The 24,981-nt window shown below is 57.8% G+C and carries 28 protein-coding genes; 10 read left to right on the forward strand and 18 right to left on the reverse strand.

The features are described from left to right. Genes L3X40_RS09965 through L3X40_RS09980 form a run of 4 tightly spaced genes read right to left on the reverse strand, consistent with a single transcriptional unit; the run spans position 1 to position 3,959 of the window. A complete protein-coding gene (locus L3X40_RS09965) occupies positions 1 to 738 on the reverse strand; it encodes a peptidase (protein WP_272907939.1) in 738 nt (245 codons plus the stop codon). An 18-nt stretch (positions 739 to 756) separates the two neighbouring features. Next, entirely contained in the window at positions 757 to 1,638 is an 882-nt protein-coding gene (locus tag L3X40_RS09970) for a transglutaminase family protein (RefSeq protein WP_272907940.1), read from the reverse strand. Next, positions 1,616 to 2,545 carry an alpha-E domain-containing protein gene (locus tag L3X40_RS09975; protein WP_237365496.1) on the reverse strand — a complete coding sequence of 310 codons (930 nt, stop codon included), beginning with the start codon at positions 2,543 to 2,545 and terminating at the stop codon, positions 1,616 to 1,618. Before L3X40_RS09975 ends, L3X40_RS09970 begins: the two co-directional genes overlap by 23 nt. Positions 2,546 to 2,549: 4 nt before the next feature. Next, positions 2,550 to 3,959: a circularly permuted type 2 ATP-grasp protein gene (locus L3X40_RS09980; RefSeq protein WP_237365520.1), complete on the reverse strand. Its 1,410-nt coding sequence runs from the start codon at positions 3,957 to 3,959 to the stop codon at positions 2,550 to 2,552. Between the two features lie 720 nt (positions 3,960 to 4,679). On the opposite strand from L3X40_RS09980, the gene L3X40_RS09985 reads away from it, so the two are divergent. Both L3X40_RS09985 and L3X40_RS09990 read left to right on the forward strand, forming a co-directional pair. Continuing rightward, the gene (locus L3X40_RS09985) at positions 4,680 to 6,854 is read left to right on the forward strand and encodes a GumC family protein (protein WP_237365497.1); all 2,175 of its coding nucleotides are present in this window, start codon (positions 4,680 to 4,682) and stop codon (positions 6,852 to 6,854) included. An 18-nt stretch (positions 6,855 to 6,872) separates the two neighbouring features. Then, complete coding sequence (locus L3X40_RS09990) at positions 6,873 to 8,249, forward strand: O-antigen ligase family protein (protein ID WP_237365498.1); 1,377 nt, start codon at positions 6,873 to 6,875, stop codon at positions 8,247 to 8,249. Here the strand turns inward: L3X40_RS09990 and L3X40_RS09995 are convergent. Genes L3X40_RS09995 through L3X40_RS10005 form a run of 3 tightly spaced genes read right to left on the reverse strand, consistent with a single transcriptional unit; the run spans position 8,213 to position 11,449 of the window. Beyond that, positions 8,213 to 9,223 (reverse strand): polysaccharide pyruvyl transferase family protein, encoded by a 1,011-nt coding sequence (locus L3X40_RS09995; RefSeq protein WP_237365499.1) that lies wholly within the window; start codon positions 9,221 to 9,223, stop codon positions 8,213 to 8,215. The two genes, L3X40_RS09990 and L3X40_RS09995, sit on opposite strands and share 37 nt — an antisense overlap. Beyond that, positions 9,223 to 10,710, reverse strand: coding sequence for a lipopolysaccharide biosynthesis protein (locus L3X40_RS10000; RefSeq protein WP_237365500.1), 1,488 nt, complete (start codon positions 10,708 to 10,710; stop codon positions 9,223 to 9,225). The genes L3X40_RS09995 and L3X40_RS10000 overlap by 1 nt, the downstream gene beginning before the upstream one ends. Continuing rightward, entirely contained in the window at positions 10,700 to 11,449 is a 750-nt protein-coding gene (locus tag L3X40_RS10005; protein WP_237365501.1) for a glycosyltransferase family 25 protein, read from the reverse strand. The genes L3X40_RS10000 and L3X40_RS10005 overlap by 11 nt, the downstream gene beginning before the upstream one ends. Positions 11,450 to 11,524: 75 nt before the next feature. Between L3X40_RS10005 and L3X40_RS10010 the strand changes: the two genes are divergently transcribed. The 3 genes from L3X40_RS10010 to L3X40_RS10020 are packed head-to-tail and all read left to right on the forward strand — an operon-like array spanning position 11,525 to position 13,630. Further along, entirely contained in the window at positions 11,525 to 11,842 is a 318-nt protein-coding gene (locus L3X40_RS10010; protein ID WP_237365502.1) for a hypothetical protein, read from the forward strand. Beyond that, positions 11,823 to 12,647 (forward strand): glycosyltransferase, encoded by an 825-nt coding sequence (locus L3X40_RS10015; RefSeq protein ID WP_237365503.1) that lies wholly within the window; start codon positions 11,823 to 11,825, stop codon positions 12,645 to 12,647. Before L3X40_RS10010 ends, L3X40_RS10015 begins: the two co-directional genes overlap by 20 nt. Before the next feature lie 17 nt (positions 12,648 to 12,664). Continuing rightward, positions 12,665 to 13,630, forward strand: a complete 966-nt coding sequence (locus tag L3X40_RS10020) for a glycosyltransferase family 2 protein (protein WP_237365504.1) — start codon at positions 12,665 to 12,667, stop codon at positions 13,628 to 13,630. A gap of 24 nt (positions 13,631 to 13,654) precedes the next feature. Here L3X40_RS10020 and L3X40_RS10025 read toward each other — a convergent pair whose 3' ends face one another. The 3 genes from L3X40_RS10025 to L3X40_RS10035 all read right to left on the reverse strand — a co-directional run bounded on the left by L3X40_RS10025 (position 13,655) and on the right by L3X40_RS10035 (position 16,777). Then, positions 13,655 to 14,335 (reverse strand): serine O-acetyltransferase, encoded by a 681-nt coding sequence (locus tag L3X40_RS10025; RefSeq protein ID WP_237365521.1) that lies wholly within the window; start codon positions 14,333 to 14,335, stop codon positions 13,655 to 13,657. An 81-nt stretch (positions 14,336 to 14,416) separates the two neighbouring features. Continuing rightward, positions 14,417 to 15,619: a glycosyltransferase gene (locus L3X40_RS10030; RefSeq protein ID WP_237365505.1), complete on the reverse strand. Its 1,203-nt coding sequence runs from the start codon at positions 15,617 to 15,619 to the stop codon at positions 14,417 to 14,419. A gap of 3 nt (positions 15,620 to 15,622) precedes the next feature. After that, positions 15,623 to 16,777, reverse strand: a complete 1,155-nt coding sequence (locus L3X40_RS10035; RefSeq protein WP_237365506.1) for a glycosyltransferase family 4 protein — start codon at positions 16,775 to 16,777, stop codon at positions 15,623 to 15,625. Between the two features lie 460 nt (positions 16,778 to 17,237). On the opposite strand from L3X40_RS10035, the gene L3X40_RS10040 reads away from it, so the two are divergent. The 3 genes from L3X40_RS10040 (at position 17,238) to L3X40_RS10050 (ending at position 19,184) form a co-directional block, all read left to right on the forward strand. Beyond that, positions 17,238 to 17,453, forward strand: coding sequence for a hypothetical protein (locus L3X40_RS10040; protein ID WP_237365507.1), 216 nt, complete (start codon positions 17,238 to 17,240; stop codon positions 17,451 to 17,453). A 191-nt stretch (positions 17,454 to 17,644) separates the two neighbouring features. Next, positions 17,645 to 18,682 (forward strand): hypothetical protein, encoded by a 1,038-nt coding sequence (locus tag L3X40_RS10045; protein WP_237365508.1) that lies wholly within the window; start codon positions 17,645 to 17,647, stop codon positions 18,680 to 18,682. Positions 18,683 to 18,740: 58 nt separating this feature from the next. Continuing rightward, entirely contained in the window at positions 18,741 to 19,184 is a 444-nt protein-coding gene (locus tag L3X40_RS10050; protein ID WP_237365509.1) for a YaiI/YqxD family protein, read from the forward strand. 22 nt (positions 19,185 to 19,206) lie between these two features. Here L3X40_RS10050 and L3X40_RS10055 read toward each other — a convergent pair whose 3' ends face one another. The 6 genes from L3X40_RS10055 to rpmF form a co-directional block, all read right to left on the reverse strand. Continuing rightward, a complete protein-coding gene (locus L3X40_RS10055; RefSeq protein WP_237365510.1) occupies positions 19,207 to 19,392 on the reverse strand; it encodes a hypothetical protein in 186 nt (61 codons plus the stop codon). A gap of 77 nt (positions 19,393 to 19,469) precedes the next feature. Further along, positions 19,470 to 19,853, reverse strand: coding sequence for a MerR family transcriptional regulator (locus tag L3X40_RS10060; RefSeq protein WP_237365511.1), 384 nt, complete (start codon positions 19,851 to 19,853; stop codon positions 19,470 to 19,472). A gap of 55 nt (positions 19,854 to 19,908) precedes the next feature. After that, entirely contained in the window at positions 19,909 to 20,208 is a 300-nt protein-coding gene (locus L3X40_RS10065; RefSeq protein WP_237365512.1) for an integration host factor subunit alpha, read from the reverse strand. 166 nt (positions 20,209 to 20,374) lie between these two features. Beyond that, positions 20,375 to 21,334: a beta-ketoacyl-ACP synthase III gene (locus L3X40_RS10070; protein WP_237365513.1), complete on the reverse strand. Its 960-nt coding sequence runs from the start codon at positions 21,332 to 21,334 to the stop codon at positions 20,375 to 20,377. Further along, the gene (plsX, locus tag L3X40_RS10075; RefSeq protein WP_272907941.1) at positions 21,331 to 22,380 is read right to left on the reverse strand and encodes a phosphate acyltransferase PlsX; all 1,050 of its coding nucleotides are present in this window, start codon (positions 22,378 to 22,380) and stop codon (positions 21,331 to 21,333) included. Before plsX ends, L3X40_RS10070 begins: the two co-directional genes overlap by 4 nt. 33 nt (positions 22,381 to 22,413) lie before the next feature. Continuing rightward, positions 22,414 to 22,593 (reverse strand): 50S ribosomal protein L32, encoded by a 180-nt coding sequence (gene rpmF, locus L3X40_RS10080; RefSeq protein WP_237365514.1) that lies wholly within the window; start codon positions 22,591 to 22,593, stop codon positions 22,414 to 22,416. A gap of 223 nt (positions 22,594 to 22,816) precedes the next feature. Here rpmF and L3X40_RS10085 point away from each other — a divergent pair, with 223 nt between their 5' ends. Then, entirely contained in the window at positions 22,817 to 23,245 is a 429-nt protein-coding gene (locus L3X40_RS10085) for an MAPEG family protein (protein WP_237365515.1), read from the forward strand. Positions 23,246 to 23,247: 2 nt separating this feature from the next. On the opposite strand, the gene L3X40_RS10090 is transcribed toward L3X40_RS10085, so the two are convergent. Together L3X40_RS10090 and L3X40_RS10095 are read right to left on the reverse strand one after the other, a co-directional pair. Continuing rightward, positions 23,248 to 23,910: an MBL fold metallo-hydrolase gene (locus L3X40_RS10090; RefSeq protein WP_237365516.1), complete on the reverse strand. Its 663-nt coding sequence runs from the start codon at positions 23,908 to 23,910 to the stop codon at positions 23,248 to 23,250. 47 nt (positions 23,911 to 23,957) lie between these two features. After that, positions 23,958 to 24,635 (reverse strand): S24 family peptidase, encoded by a 678-nt coding sequence (locus tag L3X40_RS10095; RefSeq protein WP_237365517.1) that lies wholly within the window; start codon positions 24,633 to 24,635, stop codon positions 23,958 to 23,960. A 97-nt stretch (positions 24,636 to 24,732) separates the two neighbouring features. Between L3X40_RS10095 and L3X40_RS10100 the strand changes: the two genes are divergently transcribed. Further along, the gene (locus tag L3X40_RS10100; protein ID WP_237365518.1) at positions 24,733 to 24,918 is read left to right on the forward strand and encodes a hypothetical protein; all 186 of its coding nucleotides are present in this window, start codon (positions 24,733 to 24,735) and stop codon (positions 24,916 to 24,918) included. Positions 24,919 to 24,981 lie beyond the last annotated feature (63 nt).

Raw genomic sequence — 24,981 nt, forward strand, 5'->3', positions numbered from 1 at the left:
CTAATCCACGAACGACGGCAGATCCTCGAACCCTTTGCGCAAAGCCGCTGACCAGCTTTGAGAAATATTCGCGAAAGCTTCATCATCCGCTTCAATGCGCGTTCGCGTGCCAAAGCCATATTCATCGGTTTTTATGATCGCCAGATCCAGCGGCATTCCGACCGAAAGATTGGACCGCAAAGTCGAATCCATCGATACGCAAGCCGCCTTCACGCACTCCTCGATCGATGTTTCAGGCACGATGATCCGGTCGAGTATCGGCTTGCCATATTTATGTTCGCCAATCTGGAAATAGGGCGTTTCGGCAGTCGCTTCGATGAAATTTCCTGCGCTATAGATCAGATACAGGCGCGGTTTTCCGCCCTTGCGTTGGCCCGTTAACAATAATGTGGCATCGGCCGCCGCACCCTGCATTTCTATGGTGTCGCGATATTTGCCCTGCATGGTGGCCATGGCATCGCCCACGATTTGCGCTGCACGAAACATCGAATCGCAATTCAGGATAGTTTCGATATTGGCATCGGATTCCGACTGCTTGATGGCGCGCGATAGGACGGTCTTCACCCCTTGCGTGATCGACAGGTTACCGGACATCATCATGCCAATTGCCCGTTCGCCGGGCACTTCATAGGTAAAAAGCTTCCGAAAACGCGAGATATTATCCATGCCCGCATTCGTGCGGGTATCCGCAAGCATTACAATTCCGGCATTCACCCGCAATGCCACGCAGTAGGTCATCGCCCTGTAGTCCCCGACTTATTGCTGTTGTTGCTGTTGTTGTTGGGCCTGTTCGGTCTCGTCTTCGCTGGCCTGCGCGATCCGCACGTCGGCGTCAATGGAGATTTCACCCGCCGCTGTCACCGATCCGCGCACAGGCGCTGCGTCATGGGCATCGGTGCCGATAGCAAGCCGAACATAGTTCGGCGTCACGCAAACGCCGTTGGATGGATCAAAACCGACCCAGCCAAGACCACTGACAAAGGCTTCGGCCCAGCCATGGGTTTCATGCAATGCCTCAGCATCTTCATTGGCGAGCAAATAGCCCGTTACATAACGCGCCGGCATCCCGGCAGACCGTGCCGCACTGATAAAGATATGGGCGTGATCCTGACAAACGCCGCTTCCCTGCGCCAAAGCTTCCGCGGCTGTAGACGCTGCACTGGTCGCGCCGGTACTATAGGTGACAGCCTTGTAGACCATATCGGACAGCATATGCAGGCGTGCCAGATCGCCCTCCTGCGATGGCAGGGCGACAAGCGCGCGAATATCGCTGTTGGCTTTTGTAAGCGGCGTATCACGAAGAAAAACAGCGGGGTCGACATGGCGCGGCAAGCCGGTGACCACCCCTGCCCGATCCTGCGTCTCGACAAGGCCTGTCGCAACGATTTTCACCATGTCCATATGTCCATGGTGAACCCAGAGCGCCTCTGCATCGCCATAGCCATTGGGATTCCAATGCTGAACCGTTTCGTCATTCACTTCGACCGACCAGTGCACGACTTTCTGGCTGTCATGTGTGCAAGGCCGCAATTTCAACAACAAGGCAACATGCGATGCGCCCGCTCCATACATGTAAAGCGTCTGGTGCCGTATCAGCAGCCGCCTGTTGCCAGCTTCAGAAGTGGTAGGCTTGCGCAATTTCACCCCCCAGCCGACTGGTCATTTTAAGGCCATTCTGCACTGTTTCATGTAGCCCGATTTTGAATATCTCACCTTTCTCCAATTGATTGAGATTATCCACCATCTCCATTATGGTGTCATGACACGCCGCCCGCTCGCCATGAAAATAGGCCAGGCGGCCTAGCCGATACTGCAATTGGTCAAAGCAGAAAGCTACCGAACGGGGAAAGGTGCGGTTGCAAATCAGGAAGTCCGTGATCTGCCACGGCGTATAAGCGCCGCCATATACATGGTGATAGGCGCGATTGCCGGATAGCGCGTGCAACACCGATGTCCATTGATAATGATCGCGGGTGCCGCCCACCACCTCGGTTTCAGGCAACAGCACATAATATTTGACGTCGAGCAGCCGCAGCGTCATCTCCGCCCGTTCCAGCACCCCGCCGAGGCGCAGAAAATCATGCGCTGCGTTACGAAGCTGCCCGGAGTCAGCGGCCCCGCGAAAAGTCGACGCGCGCGTTTTGACCCAGTCGATCAGACTGGGCAATTCCTGCCGCGCTTCCTTGACATCGTAGGTTTCCAGCTTGCGCCAGCCGTCATTAATGACCTCCCACATTTCCTGTGTCAGCGCGGTGCGCACCGATTTCGCATTGGCGCGCGCACGCGAAATACAGGTCCGAATGGAATTGGGATTGTCCTTATCCAGTACAAGCATCTGGATGACATCGGTTTCCTTGACGAGTCCGTCCTCCGCAAACAGGTCTTCACATCCTGTCACACGAACGACCGATCGCCATTCATCGCGGTGAAGCGATCCCGGCAGGATCGCCATGCGTTGGCCCATGGTCAGCAGCCGCGCCGTGCTTTCCGCCCGTTCCATATATCGGGCCATCCAGTAGATATTGTCTGCGGTGCGGCTCAACATAGCATCAGTCCTGTAGAATCCATGTATCCTTGACTCCGCCGCCCTGACTGGAATTGACCACCAGCGATCCCTCGGTCAGCGCTACACGGGTAAGGCCGCCGGGAACCAGCCGCATCTGTTTTCCCACAAGGCAATAGGGACGGAAATCGGCATGGCGCTCAACAATATCGATTTCACCCAGTGTTGGCACCGTCGATAGTTCCAGCGTTGGTTGTGCGATGAATTCGGACGGATTGGCCTTGATACGTTCTGCGTATTCGGCGACTGCTTCCTTCGTCGCCTGTGGTCCGATCAGCATGCCATAGCCGCCAGACCCATGCACTTCCTTCGCCACCAGTTCGTGCAGATGTTCCAGCACATAGGCGCATTCGTCCGGTTTTGCGCATTGCCATGTGGGGATATTCTCCAGAATTGGCTGTTCGCCCAGATAGAAGCGGATCATGGCCGGTACATAGACGTAGATCGCCTTGTCATCAGCAATACCCGCGCCGGGGGCGGAACAAAGTGTCACGCCACCGTTGCGATAGACGTTGAAAATCCCCGGCACACCCAACATGCTGTCAGGTCGGAATGCGAGCGGGTCCAGATACTCATCATCGATGCGCCGATAAATCACGTCGACAGCCTTTGGACCGCTCGTGGTCTTCATCCATACGCGGCCTTCATCGACGAACAGGTCGGCAGGTTCCACCAGTTCCACGCCCATCAGATCGGCCAGAAAGCTGTGTTCGTAATATGCTGAATTCAATGATCCTGGCGTCAGCACCACCACCACCGGATCGCCCGCGCAGGCAGGCGGCGCCACTTCCTTCAGGCTTTGAAGCAGCTGATCGGGATAATTGTCCACCGGCGCCACCAACCCTTGTCCGAACAGGTCGGGGAACATACGCGCCATGATCTCACGATTTTCGAGCATGTAGCTCACCCCCGACGGCGTGCGGCAATTATCCTCCAACACCTGAAAACTATCGGGTCCTGTGCGCACGATGTCGATACCTACAATATGGCTGTAAACCTTGCCCGGTGGCGAAAAGCCGATCATTTCCGGCTTATAGGCGCTGTTTTTGTAAACCAGATCGCCCGGGATGATACCGGCCTTCACGATTTCGCCTCGATGATAGACATCATGCAAAAAGGCATTCAGCGCCCGGGCCCGCTGCTTGATCCCCTTGTCGAGCGATCGCCATTCCAGTGCGGTGAAGATACGCGGCAAAAGATCGAAGGGGATGAGACGTTCGGGATCGCCGCCCTCGCCATAAACCGCAAAGGTAATGCCGATCCGTCGAAATATTGCTTCGGCTTCCGCCAATCGCCGATTAAGCCCGGTGATACCCGTCTGCTCTACCCAACTCTGCACCTCCGCATAACAATCGCGGATCGCGCCATTCCGATCGAGCATTTCATAAAAGGGCATCCGCTCTCCCTCTGCCTTGCAGGCATTGTGCACCGCAGCATAATGGAGGCGTAAAATCGAGAATTGCAAGAAAAATTGTTGATGCTTCGTGCGGACAAAAAGATTCGTCATCAATCCAATGCCCTACCTCCGCCCGTCAAAGTAAAACGTTGCGGATTGAAGGCAGCACGGCCATGAACTCGCCTTGGTCCGGCCGTTCACATGCCGCGCGGCGCCAGCCTCAGGCAATAAGACTGAACGCCAGACAGAATATTGTGCCGCCACATATCAGCGCACCTCCAAAGGCAAAAAGCAGGGCGCTACGATACTGCCAGCGCGGCGTATGCCGATGATAAAAGCTGTCAAATGGCTCAGACGCGAGAGAGCGCATGCGCGATTTTTCGGTCAGATGCATTACAGTCTCTCCCATCCCCGCGTTCGGCAGTTGGCAATAAGAGAGTTAATGCAGCAGCTTACTTGTAGTCTGGTTACCCGATACTCTTAAAAAACTCCTAAAGCCGTTCACTATACCGCATGCCAGCAGGTCGTGGCTTTCGCACGGTCCAGCGCCGACCGCTTGTCGCGGCGCAATAAAAGCGCACAGTTCAGTCTTCGAATCAGCGGCGCTGTCATTACGGCAACCGCTCTGCCGCGAGAAGACGATGGATTATCCGAAGGCTGAGCCATGAATTGCTTTAGCGCGACCCAGTCCATTTCATACAAGATCGCGGAGATGCCTTAATGGATGCCAGGCTTCAACACCTGCCCAGAACGCTGAACGGAATTCCGAACCCGGTCGACGAAGAAGCCCTTGTTGACCTGCACGGGTTAATACGCGTTATCCGTCGCCGCCTTCCCGTCATCCTTGCCATCAGTGCAATCATGCTGGCTATCGCAGTTGTCGGCTATTTCCTGACGCCGCCGCGTTATCTCGCGCGGACGAGCGTGGCCCTGGAGCGCGGTGCTGAACAGGTCATCAAGGTGGATCAGGTCATCCCGACCGTCGACCCCGACTCCGCTTCAGTCGACACCGAAGTCGAAGTTCTGAAATCACCTGAACTTGCCGGCAAAGTGGTCGACAAGCTGAAACTGACGCAAGAGCCGGAATTCAACCCGGCGATTGAAGAGGGAATATCCATTACGCCCGACGCCGCCCGGCATGCAGCCATTCTCCAGTTGCTGAGCAACCTGGAGGTTGAACGGAACGGATTTTCTTACGCGATCGATGTCGGCTATCAATCCGAATCCCCGCAAATGGCGGCGCGGGTCGTGAACACGCTTGCCGAAACCTATATCGGCAGTCAGGTTCAGGAAAAATCCGGCGCAACACAGCGCGCCAGCAATTTCCTTGAGGAGCAACTGCAACAACTGCGTGGTCAGGTTCAGTCCGCCGAAGCAGCGGTCTCCCAATATCGGGCGCGCCACGGACTGTTCGATGCAAGCCGGGATAGCAGCGTCGCCCAAGAGGAACTGACCGGACTCAACACACAGCTTGCCCAGGCGCGGGCGCAACAGGCTGAGGCAGAGGCTCGCCTGTCAACTGCGCGTTCCCAACTTGCCGGCGGCGGCAGCGGCGAAGAACTGGGTGAAGCGCTCGATTCCCCCGTTGTCAGTCAACTCCGCGCCAAACGGGCGGAACTCAGCGCCAAAGTTGCCTCCCTGCGCCAGCGTTATGGCGCAGGCTATCCCGAACTGAAAAGTGCCGAGGAAGAGTTGCGCGACATTGACGATCAGATCAATGGCGAGGTCAAACGCATCATTTCCAATGTCAGCATTCAGGCCAATGCCGCGCGCCAGCGCACAGCCTCCCTCAACCGTTCGCTCAATCGGACAGAAGGCACGCTGGCGTCGAACAATGCGGCATCGGTTGGACTAGCCGAACTGGAACGCAACGCCGAATCCGCACGTGTACTGTATCAGGCCTTTCTGGACCGGTACAAGCAGACACGGGCGCAACGGGGCCTTGAACGCGGCAATGCCTATATCATTGCACGCGCGGGCATCCCCAATGTACCGGCATCGCCAAAATTGCTCATTTTCCTGGTGCTGGGCGTTGTTGCAGCGATCGCGGCATCAGCGGTTGCCGTCGCCATCCTGCAATTGCTTGAACGTGGCATAGAAACGAGCGATGGCATCGAAAAGAAATTGGGCATCGCATCGTTCGGTTCGATACCCGACACCGCCAGATCGCCAGAATTCGACAAACATGAAGCCGGATTGCCGCCTGTTCAAATGATCCTGGAGAGGCCCCAGTCCTCTTTTGCCGAAGCGTTCCGACGTCTGCGCACCTCGATCCAGTTCGCGCAGTCGGGCAAGGATTCCATCGTCGTAGCGGTGACGTCTGCCCTTCCCGGCGAAGGCAAGACCACATCCGCAATCTGCCTTGCCCGTTCGGCGGCGTTGGCTGGCGCGCGGACTATCCTAGTCGATTGCGATCTTCGACGTCGCATTTCCGGTTCGGAATTCAACCCGCTCAAGTCCATAGGGCTGGGAGCGCTGCTGGAAGGCAAGGGCACGTTGGACGAAGCAGTGTTTCTGGACGAAGCGAGCGGACTGTATATCCTGCCGCGGCGCCCCGAGCATAAAGGCCCCGGACAATTTGCCGACAGCCCCGCCTTTGCCGGATTGCTTGCCGATCTGCGTGGACTGTTCGATTTTGTCGTGCTGGATACCCCGCCCGTCCTGCCAATCGATGACAGCCGGATCATCTCGTCAAAGGCGGACTGTGTCGTGATGCTGGTGCGTTGGCGCAAAACGCCGGCCAAGGCGGTGGAGCTTGCCCTGCGCAACCTTGACGAAGTGGGTTCGCATGTTGTCGGCGCCAGCTTGTCCATGGTTGATGTAAGGGCGCAGGCCCGCTCCGGCTTCGGCGATGCAGGCTATTATTACAACGCTTACAAAAACTATTATACCTGACATCATGATGGTGCGGTGATGGAGACCGGCCAAATCGCAACACCCGCTTTTGGGCTGGCGGTGCTTGTTCCTGCGACGGTGCTGCTGTTCGTCATTGCCCTGGTGGCAGGTTCGAAGATCAAGAGCCTGCCGGGCCGATTCCTCTTTGCCGCGCTTTGGGCGAGGATGATCTTCGGGGCCTATCACGTCTATATGTTCAAGCCGCTTGCGGCAGGACTTTCCGGCAATGCGCTGGCATCTATCGCTATTGTCGGTATTGGGCTGCTTGTCATTCACCTGCGCCATTTACTGTTGGCCGTGCTGCTGCCTGTCTATCTGCTCTTGGCGCTTGTCATACTGAGCGGCGGGTTGAATGGTGATGTAGCAGGGCCAATGGGCGTTACGGTCAAGTACGCCTATTTTATCATCATTTTGATCGCGGCGTTCGAAGCGCTTCGGCAGGATAGTGAAGAAAAGCTGATGCCGCTCCTCATCTGGGCATTTGCGCCACTGCTGCTCTTCCAGTGGCTTTCGCTGGCGCTGCACCTGCCCAAAGGATCGGAAGCCGGTGATGGCCTGGTGTGGATCGGTGGCTATAATCATGAAGCAGCCTTTTCGGTCGCACTGACAGCCGCTTTCATCATCGGGTGCCTTGCCCATCGGTTGCATCCCGCTTTGCGTTTCGGCTTCCTCGCCGCAACCCTGATCGGCATTTTTCTTGCCGGATATCGCACGGCCATTTTCGCCGTGGCGCCGGTCGCGCTGGCGGCCTTTTGGATGGCGATCACGCAATATGTGAAGCGGGATCAGCGCCGGGCCGTCGTGACGATGGCGCTTGTCATCGGACTGGTGGGCGCGGCTGCCGTGGCCGTTGCTTATCAGACGCGCTTTGTAGATCTGGGCACTTTCCTTGCCGATCCCGGCGCGCTGATCAAGCCGGTCCGCGAATTCACGCAGATCGAGCGGAATATCCTGTCGGGACGACCGCTGATCTGGAGCGAATATCTCTATGCCTATGCCGCCGGTCAGCCGTTCCAGCATCTGTTCGGCTTTGGCCCGGAATCCTGGGCAACAGCATTCGACGTCTATCCGCATAATACGCTGATCGGCACGCTATACGAACTTGGTATCCTGGGGTTGATCGCCATGCTGATGCTCTGGACCGTGATGGCGGGCCTGACGCTGAAGGCGCGGCGGCATGAGCGTTTGACGATTGGCGCTGCCCATCTGACTTTCATCATCCTGAATTTCTCGACCATGCCTTTCTGGCAGGTGGAAGGATTGGCGCTCTATGGCGTGCTGTGCGGCTATACGCTATTCAGCGCGCGGGCATCGGTGCTTGAACGGCGCATAGCGCGCCCGTCACGGCGACGGAGTAGTCACCCTGAAGCAAGAAGAAGCGTTCGGGCGATCTGAAACGCTTCTTCACGCGTTTGCGCCTGACGAAACCCCCGATAACCAGCAGTCCATTGCCGTGCAAACCCGCTGAGCTTGCCATAATTATTGTCGAGAGCGACATGCGGAACGTCGAGCAGAAGAGACAGAATGTGCGCATGCAGCCGGTCCGTGACGACAACGCGCCCCTGAGACAGCATCGCCAGCCCTCGCTGCAACCGCCAGTTCGCCAAAAGACGAAAACGCCGCAGACGTTTGGCAGATTGGGACACGGCAAATAGCGAGTCGATTTTGGCGCGTGCGCGCAGGATATTTCTTTCCCCGGCACCTTCCTGGATCCAGTCGTCTCCCATCACACCAGCGGGCAAAGGCGCATCGTCCCGCATGACTTTTTCATCATCGGTCCGCATCAAGGCGAAAATATCGGTTCGAGCAGGCGAACGGCGCAGACGGCCAAGATAGAGCGCGGCATCGGGACATAGCTGCACCGTGCAATCGAAATGCCGCTGCGCAAATTCGAAGGAACGCACATCGCGAACCAATAGCGTGAAAGCACCATGTGCGCTGATCGCCTGCGCCATGTCATCGATGCGCACTTCATCCGTGAAATGAATGGATTGCGGCAATTGCACGATTGGACGGCCTGGAAAACTGCGCAGCAATTGCAGGCGCAAGGCTTCATGGCGCGGCCAGAGGGTCCCGAAATTGCCTCCGCCGTTGATAAGGATCGGCCCATCGGGCGCGGCATGGCGCAGGCCGTCTGTCGAAAAATCCCTGTATGCCGCATGATAAACCGGCGTCCGCCCCATTTCGTCGAGCCAGGCCATCTGCCCTAACCAGATCGCGGAATCGCCCACGTTGGAATAATCCGGGAAATCGACCAGCGCCAATGGCCCATCGGGTATCACTTCGGCAAAGCAGTCGGAAAGACGCCGACGGAGCGATTGCACCAATGTATCGGCGGACAGGCTGTCATCCACAATCGGCATGGCCATTACCGCAGCTCCCGCAAAGTCTTGAACAGGAAAGCACGCCAGAAAGGCGAAATGATGAGCAGCACCACGCCATAGATCAGCGCACCCCCGCCGATGACCATGATCAGACGAAGCCAGGCATGACCACCTGCAACGCCTGGCATCATCATTGCACCATGCAACGCCGCTCCCATCACCACCGAGGCCGCAAATGGCTGCCAGATGGCCGACCATGTTCGGTTGAAGCCGATTCCCGATATGCGGTGCAGCATTATGATTTGCATGGGCAGGGTCAGATAGGCGCGCAAGACATAGGCCCATGCGACGGCAAACACTCCATAGGGTGCGGCCAGAAGGGTGAAGACGGCGGTCAGGCTCAACTGCGTAAGCGACAAAACAAGCAGGCTGCGGCTCGCGCCCAATGCCCCCAATGCTGGCGATGCGAACTGGTTCAGTGTGAAGGCGGGAGCCATGAACGCGAATATCTGAGCCAGGGCGCCCGCCTGCTCCCACTTATCGCCAAATATCGTGGGCACCGCCAAAGGTGCAACTGCGCCAAAGCCGATCAGTGCGGGAAAGGAAATCGCCGCCGCTTTCGAAATCATCCACTGATAGGCGCGGCATAATTCGACCCGATCATCCTTCACCCGCGCCAGTGTTTGCATCGCGACCGTGGCAAAGGGTCGGATTGCCCCCCCGGCAATGATGTCCACAGTGCGCCAGGCGGTTCGATAGATGCCAACCGCAACGATCCCGATCACGTTGCCGATCACCAGTTCCTGCAAACGAGAGGTAAAAATATAGACAAGCTGCGTCGCGGTCAGGCTGCCGTTGATGCCCAGATTCCGTTTCAATATGGCCCAGCGCCATGCCCAGCCCGGTGTCCAGGCATAGGCGGCGCGGGACAGGATGACGCTGATGATCTCCGTCACGATCCGCTGGATGACCAACGCCCAAAGGCCGAACCCTGCAAAGGCCGCCGCGACCGCCGCCCCACCGCCAATGATACCGCTCGCAACGGACCGCAAGGCAGTGGTTTTGTGCCCAAAATTGCGCAGGCGCAGCGCCATGTGCGTCTGGCCCAGCGCGGAAATTGGCAACACGATGCTGAGGACTTGCAGCGGCAAAGCGATCTGGGGCGCGTTCATGAAAGCGGCGAAGGGATGCGCCAACGCCAATATGACGGCGCAGGCGATCAGGCTGAAACCCATATGGCTGCGATAGACTGTGTCAGTGAATTCCTTGCTCAGCGCTGGTTCGCGCGCGACAGTCTGGATCAACCCCGCCGCGCTCATCGTGCGGAAAACCTCAGCAAAGATCGCCATGACCGCAAAAGCGCCGATGTCGGCGCGGGTCAGCAGCCTCGCGAGAAGAACGAAGACGACAAAGGAAAAAAACTGGTCGGACATGAAGCGGACAACCGACCAGCCGACGGAATGCTTGCTCTGCCGCCGCAAATGGGTGTCGAACCGTGCGCTGGACGCAGATGCATAGGGATCAGTCGCCACGCAGCATGCTCAGTTTTTTCATGCGTATCCTTTGACGATCGACCCAGCGGACAAGCCGCTGGCGCGGGGCGTGAAAGGCTTTGCCCCGTTGTGAGTTGTAACGCACCTGACCAATGCCGGATTCGACGAACTCCTCTATGACCGGTGCAGGAAACAGCGCCAGATTACGGATGCCGTGCTCCCATGACCGGTCCATCTGATCGTCAATGGGCCGCTTGATCGTCGCACATGCATGCAGAAATGCACGGGCGCCCTCCAACGTGATGACATAGGCTTGCGTGCCGTAGGGGTGCCCGACAAGTTCCACGAGGGTGCGGGAATGCTGCAAAAAATTGCGCGCGATAACCCGGTTGAATGTCGGCAGTTTGGCGTAAAGCCGCAAATAAGGGATGTCCTGCGCCGCAAGATCGGTGGCCGCAAGCCGCGCCAGAAAGGCCCAGTCAACGATCGTGTCGTCTTCCAGCACGATGCACTGCGCTATGCCTTGGTCCGCCATCTGCTGCCAGATGCTGAAGTGGCTGACATAGCAACCGATCTCGCCTTTGGTCATCGGCCGGCCCTTGTTGCGTTCGACCGCATTCGCATCAAGAACAAGGCCATCGATCAAATCCGTACGGGCATCAAAAAACCCCCATGGTATTTGTGCGCCCCGCGCCCGCGCCGAAAAAGCAGCGCGCCGGTCAAGGGCATTGGTCATCGAAACGACAACCACAGGACAGGAAAAAGCAATGTCAGCCATGATCGCGCGGTGAAGCGATTCCCCTTTGCGGCATCAGCCAAATTTGTATGCGCCATTGCGAGCGGCCACTGATGAGTGACGGCAAGCAAATCGGATTTTGCGCTGCAACGCAACCCGATCGAGACAGCCGAGCGGACCGAATGCGCCGTGAAGAGCCAAATTGGCGATAGTTTCCATGCCATGCGGACGTTGCGCCACAACTCGACCAGCTTCCCCACCGGCTCGTCTTCGCAACTGCCGCAAACACTTGACCGCCTTTCCAGAGTGCGCGAACCTTGGCGTAACGAAAAGCCACGTCGCCCTGAACATCGCAGGTATTTTGATGCACACACCTTTGGTCAGCGTAATCATACCCGTGTGGAACGCTCGCGGCTTGATTCGTCGTTGCCTTGATGCGCTTCAATCGCAGACCATTCCATCGAACGAATTTGAAATCATCGTGGTCGACAATGGTTCGACCGACGGAACGGTGGAGGCCGCCCTGTCGGTGCCAGGTGTAACCGTGCTTGTCGAACATCGCCCCGGTTCCTATGCCGCACGCAATCGGGGCCTTGCCCATGCGCGGGGCATTTATGTGGCCTTTACGGATGCCGACTGCCTGCCCGCGCCCGACTGGCTCGACATGGCCATCGCGGCAGCGGGGCAGCATCCCGATGCGGGTGTTCTGGCCGGTCGGATCAACCTGTTCGAGGAAGGCGGCGGCGAAGGTCCGGCCTTTACCGATTACGAGCGGCTTTTCAGCTTTCCCCAGTCCTTTGCATCGCGCGGCAATTGCGCCACAGCCAACTGGATGAGCCGCCGTGCCATCTTCGATGAACTGGGCGGCTTTAACGAAGATCTGAAATCGGGCGGCGACCGCGAAATGGCGCTGCGCATCCGTGCCGCGGGCCTGCCCCTCATTTACGTCCCGGAAATGACGGTTCACCATCCGGTCCGCGCCTCTCGCGAAAGCCTGGTCCGCAAGCGCAAGCGCCTGAGTGGCGGACGCTGGGACCGAACAACGCATCCCCCGCGGTTTGCACGGGTGCTTGGAGTCACGCTCTATGACACCGTCCGCCGCTTGCGACGCGCGGCTTTGACGCCGGAACTTTCGATCAGGCGCAAAGTGGCTGTCATGCGCTTGACCGTGGAACTTTCGCTTGTCGCAATGCTTGAATATTGGCGGCTGTTTCGGGGTCATGGGACCGCGAGAGATTGATGTAGCTGAGGATTCATATGGCGACACCGCGATTTTCCGTCATCATGCCACTACACAACAAGGCGTCCCATGTGGCCGCCGCGGTCGAGAGCGTTCTTGCCCAAAGTCTGTCGCCGCATGAACTCATCGTGATTGATGATTGTTCCACCGATGGCAGCAGGGACATCGTTGCGTCCATGAACGATCCACGCATAAGATTGCTGGATCGCAATGTGCCGGGGCCGGGCGGATATGCCGCACGTAATCTGGGCATCAAGCAAGCGAGCGGCGATTGGATCGCGTTCCTCGATGCCGACGACCTATGGTACGAAAATCATCTGGCGGTTCTGGCCACAGCCATATCGCAAGCGCCCAATGCAGATGCTGCCGCCACGCGTTTCGATCATGTTTTCGACACGCATCGTCAGCCGCAACGGATCGCACGCAGCCTCCATCTGGATGGCGTGCTCAATTTTCGTCAATTTCTCGAAGCTTGGCTGGAAGTGCGGGAATGTCCGCTGTGGACGGGTGCCGCCGCCTTCCGCCGCAATCTGCTCATCGCCGCAGGCCTGTTTCCGGACGGGCGTGCCGTTCGCGGCGGCGACAAGGACCTCTGGCTGCGGGCCATGCGCTCAACCCGGCTGGTCTACGCGCCAATTACCACCGCCATATTCAGCCGCGATTCCCAGAACAAGGTCAGCAAGTCGACCCATACCCTGCAACCGCCCTGCCTGGTCGAAACCGCGCGCCATATGATCGCTGATGCAACGCCGGTGGAACGGCGGCTGCTGCGTCGGCTGATTAATCAGGAAATCGCCTATTATGCCCGCTATTCCATGAAGTCGGATGAACAAATCCGTATTCCATTGAGCGACATTGCCATGCCGGAAGGGGTTGGCACGATCGCGATTGTAGCGATGGCGCGATGGGTGCCAGCCAGTGTGCGGAAATCCGGCTATCGCCTGACGCGGCACATGCGCATGCGGCGGCTTGCCATCCGTTGATCGTCAGAGGATTTGTCCTGCACGTCACCGACCGGACGACAGCCCCGGAAAAGCCCCGGCGCACCGTTCCATCAACTCTTGCGGCACCAATCGGTTGATATAACCATCCGATCCAGCGGTCGAAATGAGTTTTGCCGGGATGCCGCCGACTACGCCGTTGTCGGGCACGTCTTTGGTTACCACGGCATTTGCGCCAATGGCGCAGTCATTACCCAGGCGGACATACCCAATCACCTTTGCCCCTGCCCCTATGAAGGCGCGATCGCCGACCACTGGCAAGCCGGCTCGCTTCCCGCGATTGACCTGACCCAGCAATATTCCATGGGTCAAATTGACATTGGCGCCCAAAATGCAATCGCCGCCGACATAGATGCCGCCAAACCGGTTGATGAACAGACCGGGACCTATCACCGTATATTCGGGAATGGCGATGCCATATTTATAACGGCATCGCAGCAGCAGCCATTTGGACAATGGATAAAGGCCAAAAGCCAGAAACCGCCAGGTTTTAAGATACCCACAACTGCGCATCAGAACGGTATATTTATATCCCGGCGTGAACAGGAAATGGCGCCAGAAGGATTTGGCATCAATACGCCCGGCATAACGATACAGGTCCGCCTGAAGCAAGGCGACTAGGATGCTCAGGCTACGCGGGCAGCCGCGCCGGTGCGGTTTGCCAAAGGCCTCGGGCAATGGGGTCATCTGGTTCAAAACTGGCACTCCCCGATATGCAGCGCATCTTTACCAGCAATGGCGGCGTGTAAGCCCGCTAGTGGGGCACCGTCAGGAAAGCCGCTTGCTTGCTGCAGCAAGGTGCGCTTCGGCGCGGCTGGCCACGGCTTTTGGCCGGGATGTGGTCGCATTCTCTATAATCTCCCAATAGCGGTCCGTGGTGCGCTCAACGCTGAATTTGCGGGACAGTTCGATCGCCGCCGCCCCGCGCGCCTCGCGCATCGCCGGATCGTGAATGGCGCACAGTGCAGTGGCAAATGCGGAGGGGTTATTGGGCGGCACGACTGCCCCGGCCGGACCATGGACGATGCCATGTATCGTTTCCCGCCGACGGTTCAGCAGAATTTCAGCTGGGCCGGAGGCGCAATTGGTCGCCACGACCGGCAGCCCACATGCCAGCGCTTCGACAAGTCCATTGGGAAATCCTTCCGCATTGGATGACAGCGCGAACAGCGATGCACGTTTCAATACGGCAAAAGGATTATCGATAAAGCCCGGCAAACAGACCCGGTCGGCCAAGCCCAATTGCCGCACCTGCGCCTCCAATGCCTCACGCATCGGCCCTTCGCCCAGGATAACCAATGATCCAGGCAAATCAGAGCGTGCGAAGGCATCGATCAGCATGTTGAAATTCTTGTTGGGCACCAGCCGCCCCGCCGCCACAATATATTCACCCGTGATCGCAAGCCCCGGTAGTTCAGCCCCCATCCTTGCGATCAGTTCATGATCCACGGGATTGGATATGACGGATATATTCGTGCTGCGAACCGAAAAATTCTGTGTCAGATCCTGCGCGACACCGTTTGAAACAGCGATGACATGACGCGCCCGTGGATAGGTCGCGCGCACCAGTGCCTTGCCTGAAAACGCCCTTATCCCCTCGCCCAGATGCGCAGAGCTGTTGACGCGCTCGCTGATTATGCAGGCCGCATCACGGCCCGATGTCGCCAGCACGTTGGCGACATTGGCACGCGTGAGGAAACTGAGCGTCACGTCGGGACGCAAGCGCGATACCAATCTGCGGAGCGCCAATATGCTGGGCAACAAGCCGCCCCTGCAATCGAACTGGATCGTTTCAAGCCAGTCCGGCGTGGTATAGGCAACAGCTTCACGATCGAGCAGCGCCAGCGACATATCATATCGATCACGCCAATGATCCGAAGCGCATAGCAGGGTCGTCATGACCCGCTCGGCTCCGCCGCCCGCAAGCGAGTTGATAACGAAGAGCGCCTTTTTTCTGCTCTGTGCTGCCATCTATTAGTCGACCAGGCGTGTGCCAATGCGTTCCTTGCGCATTGCGATGGCCGGCGCCGGCTCAAACGAACGATAGAGCGCTGCCGTGCTGCTGGCCGACTTGTCCCAATCGAAACGTGCCTTCACCATTTGCGCTTCGGCAGCTTCGGACTGGTGCGTTCCTTCCAGCATATGTCGCAGGCGTTCTATGTCTCCGACCGGAAAATACCGGGTAGTGCTCAGCCCAAGATCACGATTGGCGGCGATATCGCTCAATATCATTGGCGCCGCACAGGACGCCGCCTCCAGCGCGGCGATCGGCAGCCCTTCATGATAAGAGGGCATGACGAACAGCCCGCAATTTTCATAGAGGCACTTCAGCACTGGTCGGGGTTGAAAATTCAGAAAGATCACCCGATCGCTGGCGCGCATCCGAAGCGCGCGAACATAATCGGTCTCGTGGTCGGCATTGCCCGCAATCGCCAGCTTGCGTCCCTCTGGCTGATCGCTCGCCTCAAAGGCGTTTATCAGGTCATCAAAGCCTTTTTCCGGAACCAGCCGTCCCACCGCCAATATGAAATTTTCGGGCTGGAGCCCAAGCCCGTCAAGTGTGGCTTTGGGATCGCAGCCATCGGACGGCAAATGGGGTGCGCCGTTGGGGATATATGTGACCTTATGCGCCTGCGACGGAAAAATGCGCTTCAGATTTCCCGCAAGAGAAGGCGATACCGCAATGACATGATGCGCCCAAATGAGCGCCGACCGCTCCCCCAGACGCAGAGCAAGGCGCGCAAAGGCACCCCATTTGGCACGTTCATAATCGGCCCCATGATGCGTCACAATGACGTTGAGACCCAATATTCGGGCAAAAGGCGCCAGCAAAGCCGGACCGATGGCGTGGATATGCAGAACGTGGGCGCCCTTATACCATGCATAGAGTATGGCGATAAATGTCGCGACGATCGCTTCGAGTGATTTTGAACGGGGAGAGAGCAGCGGCACAATGTCGATGCCCCGATGGGTGCGGACGCGTTCGTCGACATAAGGCGCCCGGCACAGAACCGATACCTCGAAATCGGCGTTGTGCATCTTGATGCGGGGCAATAATTCCTCGCAGTGGCTTTCGACCCCGCCCATAACCCGAGGGATGCCGCGAAGGCCCGTTACATGGATTTTCATGGCGCACGATCCCTTTTAATATAGCCGCCAATATTATAGCTTTCTCACAGCGCAACCTATCGGGCTGAAACCGGGCCTTCGGCATATCCTCATGTTTTTATAAAGTTCTAAGCAAGCGTTAACGCTTTATAGCGCGCCTCGTTCCAGACTTGAATGTGCGTGTGGCCTTGTCACAGTCCCCTCGTCCGGTTTTCGCCTCCGCACATCGCGCCTGCCTCCTTAGGATATCCATTATGGATTTTTGTGATGGATTCGCTTTTTCACGCAATCGGTTGAGGGCCATACCGAAAGGAGCTATTTACCTTTTGGGGGCTAAGGTGATTATCCGTCTGACTGGCAATGCAAATTTGGCAATGAAACTTTCGGACGAGAGCATCAGGAATCCGGCGCACCGGCGTAACAAGGACTGAAATGGATCGGGCCACGGTTGGGGCATCGGTTCGGGGGACCGTGGAGACAAATGACAATGAGGGACGTCGGGGAAGTCGCGGAGGCCGACAATGCCGTAACACCTGCGGCACATGCAGAAGAGGCCGTGCATCTTGCGGGATCTGCTGTCGTGACAGGGGTGCTGGCAGCAATGCTCGTGGTTGTGGCTGTTCCCGTATCGATCGGCATGGGTGTCTTGTGGGGAGCCCAGTCCATTGGCAAGCGCTGGCGGGGAAAGAGAAAATAGGCACGAATCGGAGGCAACTACAATGCCCGGCCGGTCTCATTTTTTACCCGACTGAACAAATTTTCGTGCCTTTTCAATAGGATATTTCTTGCCAAAGGTCCCTGTACAGATCATTCTGAATATAGCAGGCTGAAATCTCGCGCAGTGCAGTAGCCTGCCGATGAAGCAGGCAAATCTGCGGAGGATTGCTTATGAGCGCCCATGTCACGCGCCGCCGGTTCCTGACCACCGCACTGTCAGCCTCTGTCCTGCCCCGCCTCGCGCATGCGCAAACCGCGACCGTTATCGATGGCAAGACATTCCAGGGCACGCGAATCGCGTCCGGCACCAAAGGGGATGGCGGCGAAGGGCTGCGGGCGAAATCCAACATGGTCATCCGCAATTGTACGTTCCTGGATCTCGGCAACGGAGCGGTCAGGGTCAATGTTCCAACCGACAATCTGATCATCGAAGATTGCGAGGCGAAAAATCTCTATCGCTTTCTGGAGGATACATCGTCGAACAAGGACAATCCCGCAATCCTGAGCCATTTTGCAGTCCGGCGGAGCATTGCGCGCGAGATCGACCACGGCATGATCCGCATTCGCTATGGTTCTCATGATGGCACCATCGAAGATGTAGTTGCCTATGGCAGTGCGCAGTGCGACCTTTATTGTGTCGGGTTTCAACTGGATGACGAAGCCCACGACATCACCTATTCGCGCGTGGCGGCGCATGGGTTTCAGGAAAGCGGTCGTCCCGATGACAAATATTGGAACGGTGACGGCTTTTCCGATGAGCGGGGCAATCGCGGCATTCGCTATATCTCGTGCACGGCGACGCAATGCAGTGACGGCGGTTTCGATCTGAAATCGGCGAATGTCTATATGGAACAATGTGTCTCCCGCGCCAACAAGCGCAATTATCGTTTGTGGAATGGCGGAGAGTTGCGCCAATGCCGAAGCGAGGACCCGCGCCTTTATGGCGGCACGGGGGGAACGGCGCACTTTTCCTTTCATGGAGATGTCGATCATTATGTGCTCGACAGCCCCGTGGTGCGCGCAGCCGCCGGCAATGCGGCTCCCGTCTTTCTGATAGACACGACCACACCGCTGACGCTGGACATCCGCAATGCCGATATTGACGCGCCAGACGCGCCGCTATTTGCAATCAAGGGACCTGAACCCGTGATAAACTGGGTGCCAGAGCGGTCTCAGCAAACTATTCGCGTGCTGCGCGACCGGGCGTGAGTGGAGGATAATTGAAAAATCCCTTCGCATCCCACCGGATCGTGCGGTAGGCGAGGCCATGGTCATGATCCTGGTCGATGCCGATGCCTGCCCGGTAAAGGAAGAAATATACAAGGTCGCTTTCCGGCGCGAGGTGCCGGTTACGATCGTCAGCAATAGCCCGATCAGGGTGCCAACCCATCCACTGATCACCCGTGTGGCGGTGGGTGCGGATTTCGATGCGGCGGACGACTGGATCGCCGAACGGGCCGCCTCCGGAACAGTGGTCGTTACCGCCGACATTCTGCTCGCCGATCGTTGCCTGAAAAATCAGGCCGCCGTCATTGCGCCCAACGGCAAACCATTCACCATGAACTCGATTGGCAACGCCATCGCCATACGTGCCATCATGGCCGACCTGCGTGCGGGGGGAGAGGCCGTTGGCGGGCCGCCGCCCTTCACCAAGGCGGATCGATCCTGCTTCCTGTCCACGCTGGACGAAATACTGGTGCGGCTGGTTTGACCCAGACCAGACACACAGATGTTCATTCGTGAGGTCGTAACGTCCTGTTCAATGTTTCGACGACTTCCGCGATAGGTTCCGTGACCGTCACGCTTCGCCCCTCCCCGAAACGGATACGTGTGCCGTCCGTGGCGCAAGAAACAAAAGTGACCTGAGAAGCATTGACCGCCGTTTCAACCCTGTCCAATCCAATGAACATCACGAGCATGGCATCCTCCTGGTTATAGTACCGACACGGTAGCGCGCCGATCCGAATAAGCGAGTCCGCAATATGCGACAGCGGCTTTATTGCGAGGCCGCCAACGCCTGGGCCAAGCGGGCGCGGATATGTTCCAGCTCGGGTAACAGGTCGGCGGCGTTGCGCGCGCTGCCATTCGGCGCTGTGCTTTCTGCCACGTTATCTCCGGCATCCGGCAGAGGCGGTGAAGCACCGCCATCGTTCAACGCCTTGCGCGCACCCTTTACCGTAAAGCCTTCCACATTGAGCAAATGATGGATACGCCGGGCCAAAGCGACATCGGCGGGACGGTAATAGCGGCGATTGCCCGACCGCTGTAACGGCTTGAGTTCGGGAAAGCGGCTTTCCCAATAGCGCAAGATATGTTGCGGCAAATGCAATTCATTCGCCAGCTCGCTGATGGTCAGGAATGCCCCGTCGGCCTTGTTCATGACATTACGCTGCACCATTGTAGGGCGGCGCGTCAACTCCCGGCGCGGCCAAGCGTCAGTTCGCGTCGGCAATCCGGTCGCGCATGGATTGCGAGGCACGGAATGTCAGCACCCGGCGCGGCTCGATCGGCACTTCCACGCCGGTCTTGGGATTGCGCCCGATACGTTGCGATTTGTCGCGCAACACAAAGGTGCCGAAGCCGGAAATTTTCACATTTTCGCCAACAGCCAGCGCATCGCTCATATGATTGAGGATCGATTCCACCATTTGGGCGGATTCGGCCCGCGAAAGGCCAATTTGACGATTCAGCGTTTCGGCCAAATCAGCGCGCGTCAATGTTGCTTGAGACGGCATATTCTTCCCCACCAATTTGCAAGCCTTCCGGCTGCCGATTTCTCTATTGCCCCCTGAAAATATGTGACATTTTAAAGAAATATGCAACTGGCCATTACAATCATTACAGACGCCTCGCCAATAGTCCCATTTAGGGACTCCCAAGCGCGAAGGTTATCGACTGCTTTTAGTACCGTAAAACGGATGCGCCCCAGGTAAAACCGCCGCCCATCGCCTCCAGAACGACAATGTCGCCTGCCTTGATCCGCCCGTCACTGATGGCGGCATCAAGCGCCAGCGGCACCGATGCCGCTGACGTATTGGCGTGCTGGTCCACCGTCACCACGACCTTTTCCGGCGCCAGTCCCAGCTTTCGGGCGGTCGCATCCAGTATCCGCGCATTGGCTTGATGCGGCACGACCCAGTCGATGTCCTTGGCCGTCATCCCCGCCAGTTCCAGCACTTCGGTCAGAACAGCCGCCAGCTTGCCAACGGCATGGCGGAACACCTCCTGCCCGCGCATCCGCAACTTGCCGACCGTGCCCGTGGTCGATGGCCCGCCGTCGACATAGAGCAGTTCATTATATCGTCCATCGGCATGAAGCTTCGTTGCCAATATGCCGCGCCCGTCATCGGCAGGGCCGAACACCGCGGCGCCTGCTCCATCGCCGAACAGGACACAGGTCGTGCGGTCGTCCCAGTCGAGAATTCGGCTGAATGTCTCCGCGCCGATGACCAGAGCATTGGTCGCCGATCCCGCACGGATCATGCTTTCGGCAACAGACAGCGCATAAAGAAAGCCTGAACACACCGCTCCCACATCAAAGGCGACACAATCGTCAATGCCAAGCGCTGCCTGCACCTTGGTCGCACTGGCAGGGAAGGTTTGATCGGGCGTTGCGGTTGCCAGAATGATCAGATCGATGTCCGACGGCTCCAGACCCGCCGCCGCGATCGCCTTGCGCGCTGCATCGGTCGCCAAGCTCGCCGTAGTTTCGCCTTCCCCGGCAAGGTAGCGCGCACGAATGCCGGTGCGTTCGACAATCCATTCATCGCTGGTGTCCACCCGCTTCGCCAATTCCGCATTGGTCACACGGTTTTTGGGCAGGGCCGAACCCGTTCCAAGCAAGGCGGCGTGGCGCGTCATGATACAGGCGACTCCGATGGGAAATGCGCGCGGAAGTTATCAAGGTCTTCCGTAATGCGCTGGGTAATGTTTTCGCGCAGCAATTTGGCCGCGACATTGACGGCATTGGCTACGCCCTTGGCATCGGCACTGCCATGGCTTTTGACTACCACGCCGTTCAAGCCCAGAAAAACCGCGCCGTTATGGTTGTTCGGATCCAGATGCACTTTAAGCATATGTAGTGCGGGTTTCGACAGAAGGAACCCCGCCTTCGACCGCAGCGAACTGGTGAATGCCCGTTTCAGGAGGTCAGTCACGAACCGCGCCGTACCTTCCGCGGTCTTGAGCGCAATATTGCCGGCAAAACCTTCGGCCACGATGACGTCCGCTTCGCCCGACCCCAATTTGTCGCCTTCGGTAAAACCGTCAAACTGCATGGGAAGAGTCGTTGCCGCGCGCAATATCGCCGCAGCCGCCCGAATTTCGTCAGTGCCCTTCAATTCCTCGGTGCCGATGTTGAGCAGGCGGACGCGCGGCAGCTTCAGGTCCATGGCAGTACGGGCATAGGCCGCGCCCATCACGGCGAACTGTATCAGATTTTGCGTGTCACATTCGGTATTGGCGCCCAGGTCAAGCATGACCACATCATTGTCGCCCAACGTCGGCAGAAGCGCGGCGAGTGCCGGTCGGTCGATTCCCGGCATGGTGCGCAGTGCAACCTTCGCGATCGCCATCAATGCGCCGGTATTGCCCGCCGAAACAGCAGCGCCCGCCTGCCCCGCCTTTACGGCATGGATGGCAAGGCCCATGGAGGATTTCTTTGATTTGCGTAGCGCCTGACCAGGCTTGTCAGTGGCTGCCACAACCTCATCCGTGTGAAAGACTTCCGATGCGGCGCGCAGATTGGGATGATTGTCGAGAGCAGCCTTGATGCGCGTCTCGTCACCATAGAGGTTGAAGTGCAGGCCCTCGTGGCGATGACGGGCCAGAGCGACCCCGGCGATCATGACGCGTACGCCTTCATCACCGCCCATCGCGTCGATTGCGATCCGCGGCTCTGCCCCCACCTGCTTCAACTCCTTGAGCAGCGTATCGGTGGCTTACGCCCCGACCGCAATGATTTCACGGCCATTATAATGCCCGCACGCGCTACACATATTGTGAGGGCGCTTGAGTTCGCCGCAATTTGAACATTCCTGAAATGATTCAACACGAAGCGAATCATGTGAACGGCGCATGCCGCGCTTGGACGGCGAAGTTTTCCTCTTTGGGACGGCCATGTCGGTACCTGTTCCGGTTTCTCTACAACTAAAATATCATGCGACAGACCAATAACGTGCATTTGGCACCAAACGGCCTATAGGGGCCGCAGGCCATGCGGCCGGACGATCGCGAGCGAAAGGCGCGTATAGCGTTTTTTCGATGTCTTGCAAGCTAATCCTTGCCCCTTTCACCACCTCCATGCGAAGTACGCACCGACGCAAAGAAGGGGAGAGAAATGCCATGCTGTTACCCATTACATTGACCTTCGCCGCAGCGACAGCACTGCTCAGCATCTGGCTGGGCATACGTACAGCACGCCTCAGGGCCGCACACAAGATCCTGCATGGCGATGGCGGCAATGTCGCTCTGATGCGCCGGATGCGGGCGCATTCCAATTATATCGAATATACCCCTTTCGTGGTCATTCTCATGGGCTTGATCGAAATGGCGCGGGGCACTTCCACCTGGCTGTGGCTGGTGGCACTTGCCTATATAATCGGTCGGGTCCTGCATGCTTTTGGTATGGACAAGGACTTTGCATCGAAATTGCGCGGGATTGGCATCCTGATTTCGTGGCTGACGTTGATCGGCCTCGCCGCAGTCGCTCTCTATTCCGCTTACGTTCCGCCACAACACGCCCTGCCACCAATAATGGGCGCGCACGTTTAAGGTCAGGCGATGCCCGTCACGCGATCGGCGACGAAGGGATTGGTCTGCCGTTCATGCGCAAAATTGCTCATGGCGCCATGTCCAGGGACGAAGGCTGTATCTCCGCCCAATGGCCATAGTTTCTGCGTGATCGCATCGATCAGGTCCTGATGATTGCCCAGCGGGAAGTCGGTGCGTCCGATCGATCCCTGAAACAACACATCGCCGACAATCGCCAGCTTTGACGGCGCATGATAGAAGACAACATGGCCCGGCGTGTGACCGGGGCAGTGGATCACGTCCAGCGTGAGATTGCCGACCGTCACGGTCTCTCCATCGTGCAGCCAGCGGTCCGGCTCGAACACCTTGCCGTTGACGCCATAACTGCGACCGTCCTCGTCAAGCCGGGAAATCCAGAAACGATCCGCCTCATGCGGTCCCTCAATGGGGATACCCAGCTCCTTCGCCAACGTACCGGCTTCACCGCAATGATCGATATGGCCGTGCGTGATCAGAATCTTTTCGATCTCCACACCCTGTTGCTTTGCCGCTGCCTTCAACCGGTCAAGGTCGCCGCCCGGATCGACGAAAGCGCCCTTGTTGGTAGCGGTGCACCACAGCAACGTGCAATTCTGCTGCAATGGCGTCACAGGAATGATGGCGGCTTTCAGGGGTGGTGTCGTCATGCCGCCTTATGTGGCGAACGAGAAGCGGATACGCAAGTTGTCCCGCGTCATCCAACCTTGCGCCCCGTCCAGATCACCCGGCCGATCACATCGACGAGAGCTGGATCGACGTCCTCCCAATCAGGATAATTGGGGTTGTCGCTGCGCACCGAAAAGCGGCCTTTCGACAGGCCAAGCGCCACCCGCTTTACCATCAGCACATCATCGAAACGCAGCACATAAATGCCGTCCCGCAACCGCGGGGCGCCGTCCATGCGGTCAACAAGTATGTCGTCGCCGTGCGAGAGAGTCGGCGCCATCGAATCCCCATCGACCCGAATCATCGACAGACCCGAAGGATTCGCACCCAGATCACGCAGGCATTTTTCCTCGAATGCCATACGTCCGGCGGGCCGTTCGCTCTGGTCCAGCGACCCCGCCCCCGCCGATGCGCCCAGATCATATTGCGGCACAAGCACCATGCCCTTTGCCCCTGCTCCGCCTTTTCGCACAGGCGATGACGACGCAGACGTTTCCGCCAGACCGCCCAGCAATTGTTCGTCCACGCCGAAATAGCGTGCCAGCGTCCGGCGGTCCGACTCATCCAGCTTCCTGGGGCTTCCGCGCTTGATATATTGCTGAATGTAGGCCGGATTACGACCGATAAGCCGCGACAAAGCGCCATAATTTTCCCGGCGCTCATGAATGAGCTGGTCGAGAAACTCCCGGGCGCGAACATTATCCATTTCTCATCCAATACAGATAGGAATAATCCTAGACAAGTAGGAAATTGCATAAGAAATAGGAATTTCCCTATCGCGATTCGAACTGGAGACGATAAACATGCACCTGTTGCGATCTGTAGAGCGCTTTCTTCGTCAGACGGACATGGCTCCCACCCGTTTTGGTCGTGCGGCAGTGCGCGATCCGCGCCTCGTCTTTGATTTGCGTAATGGCCGCGAACCGGGCGAACGGATGAAGCGCCGCGTAGAACATTTCATGAACATTCATAGTCAGGAGAAGGCATGAATGTTGGGTGAGCGGCTGATACTCCCGATTCGTGCTCGTTTTGGGCATATGTGTTGGGAGAGG

The organism is Rhizorhapis sp. SPR117 (assembly GCF_021742065.1).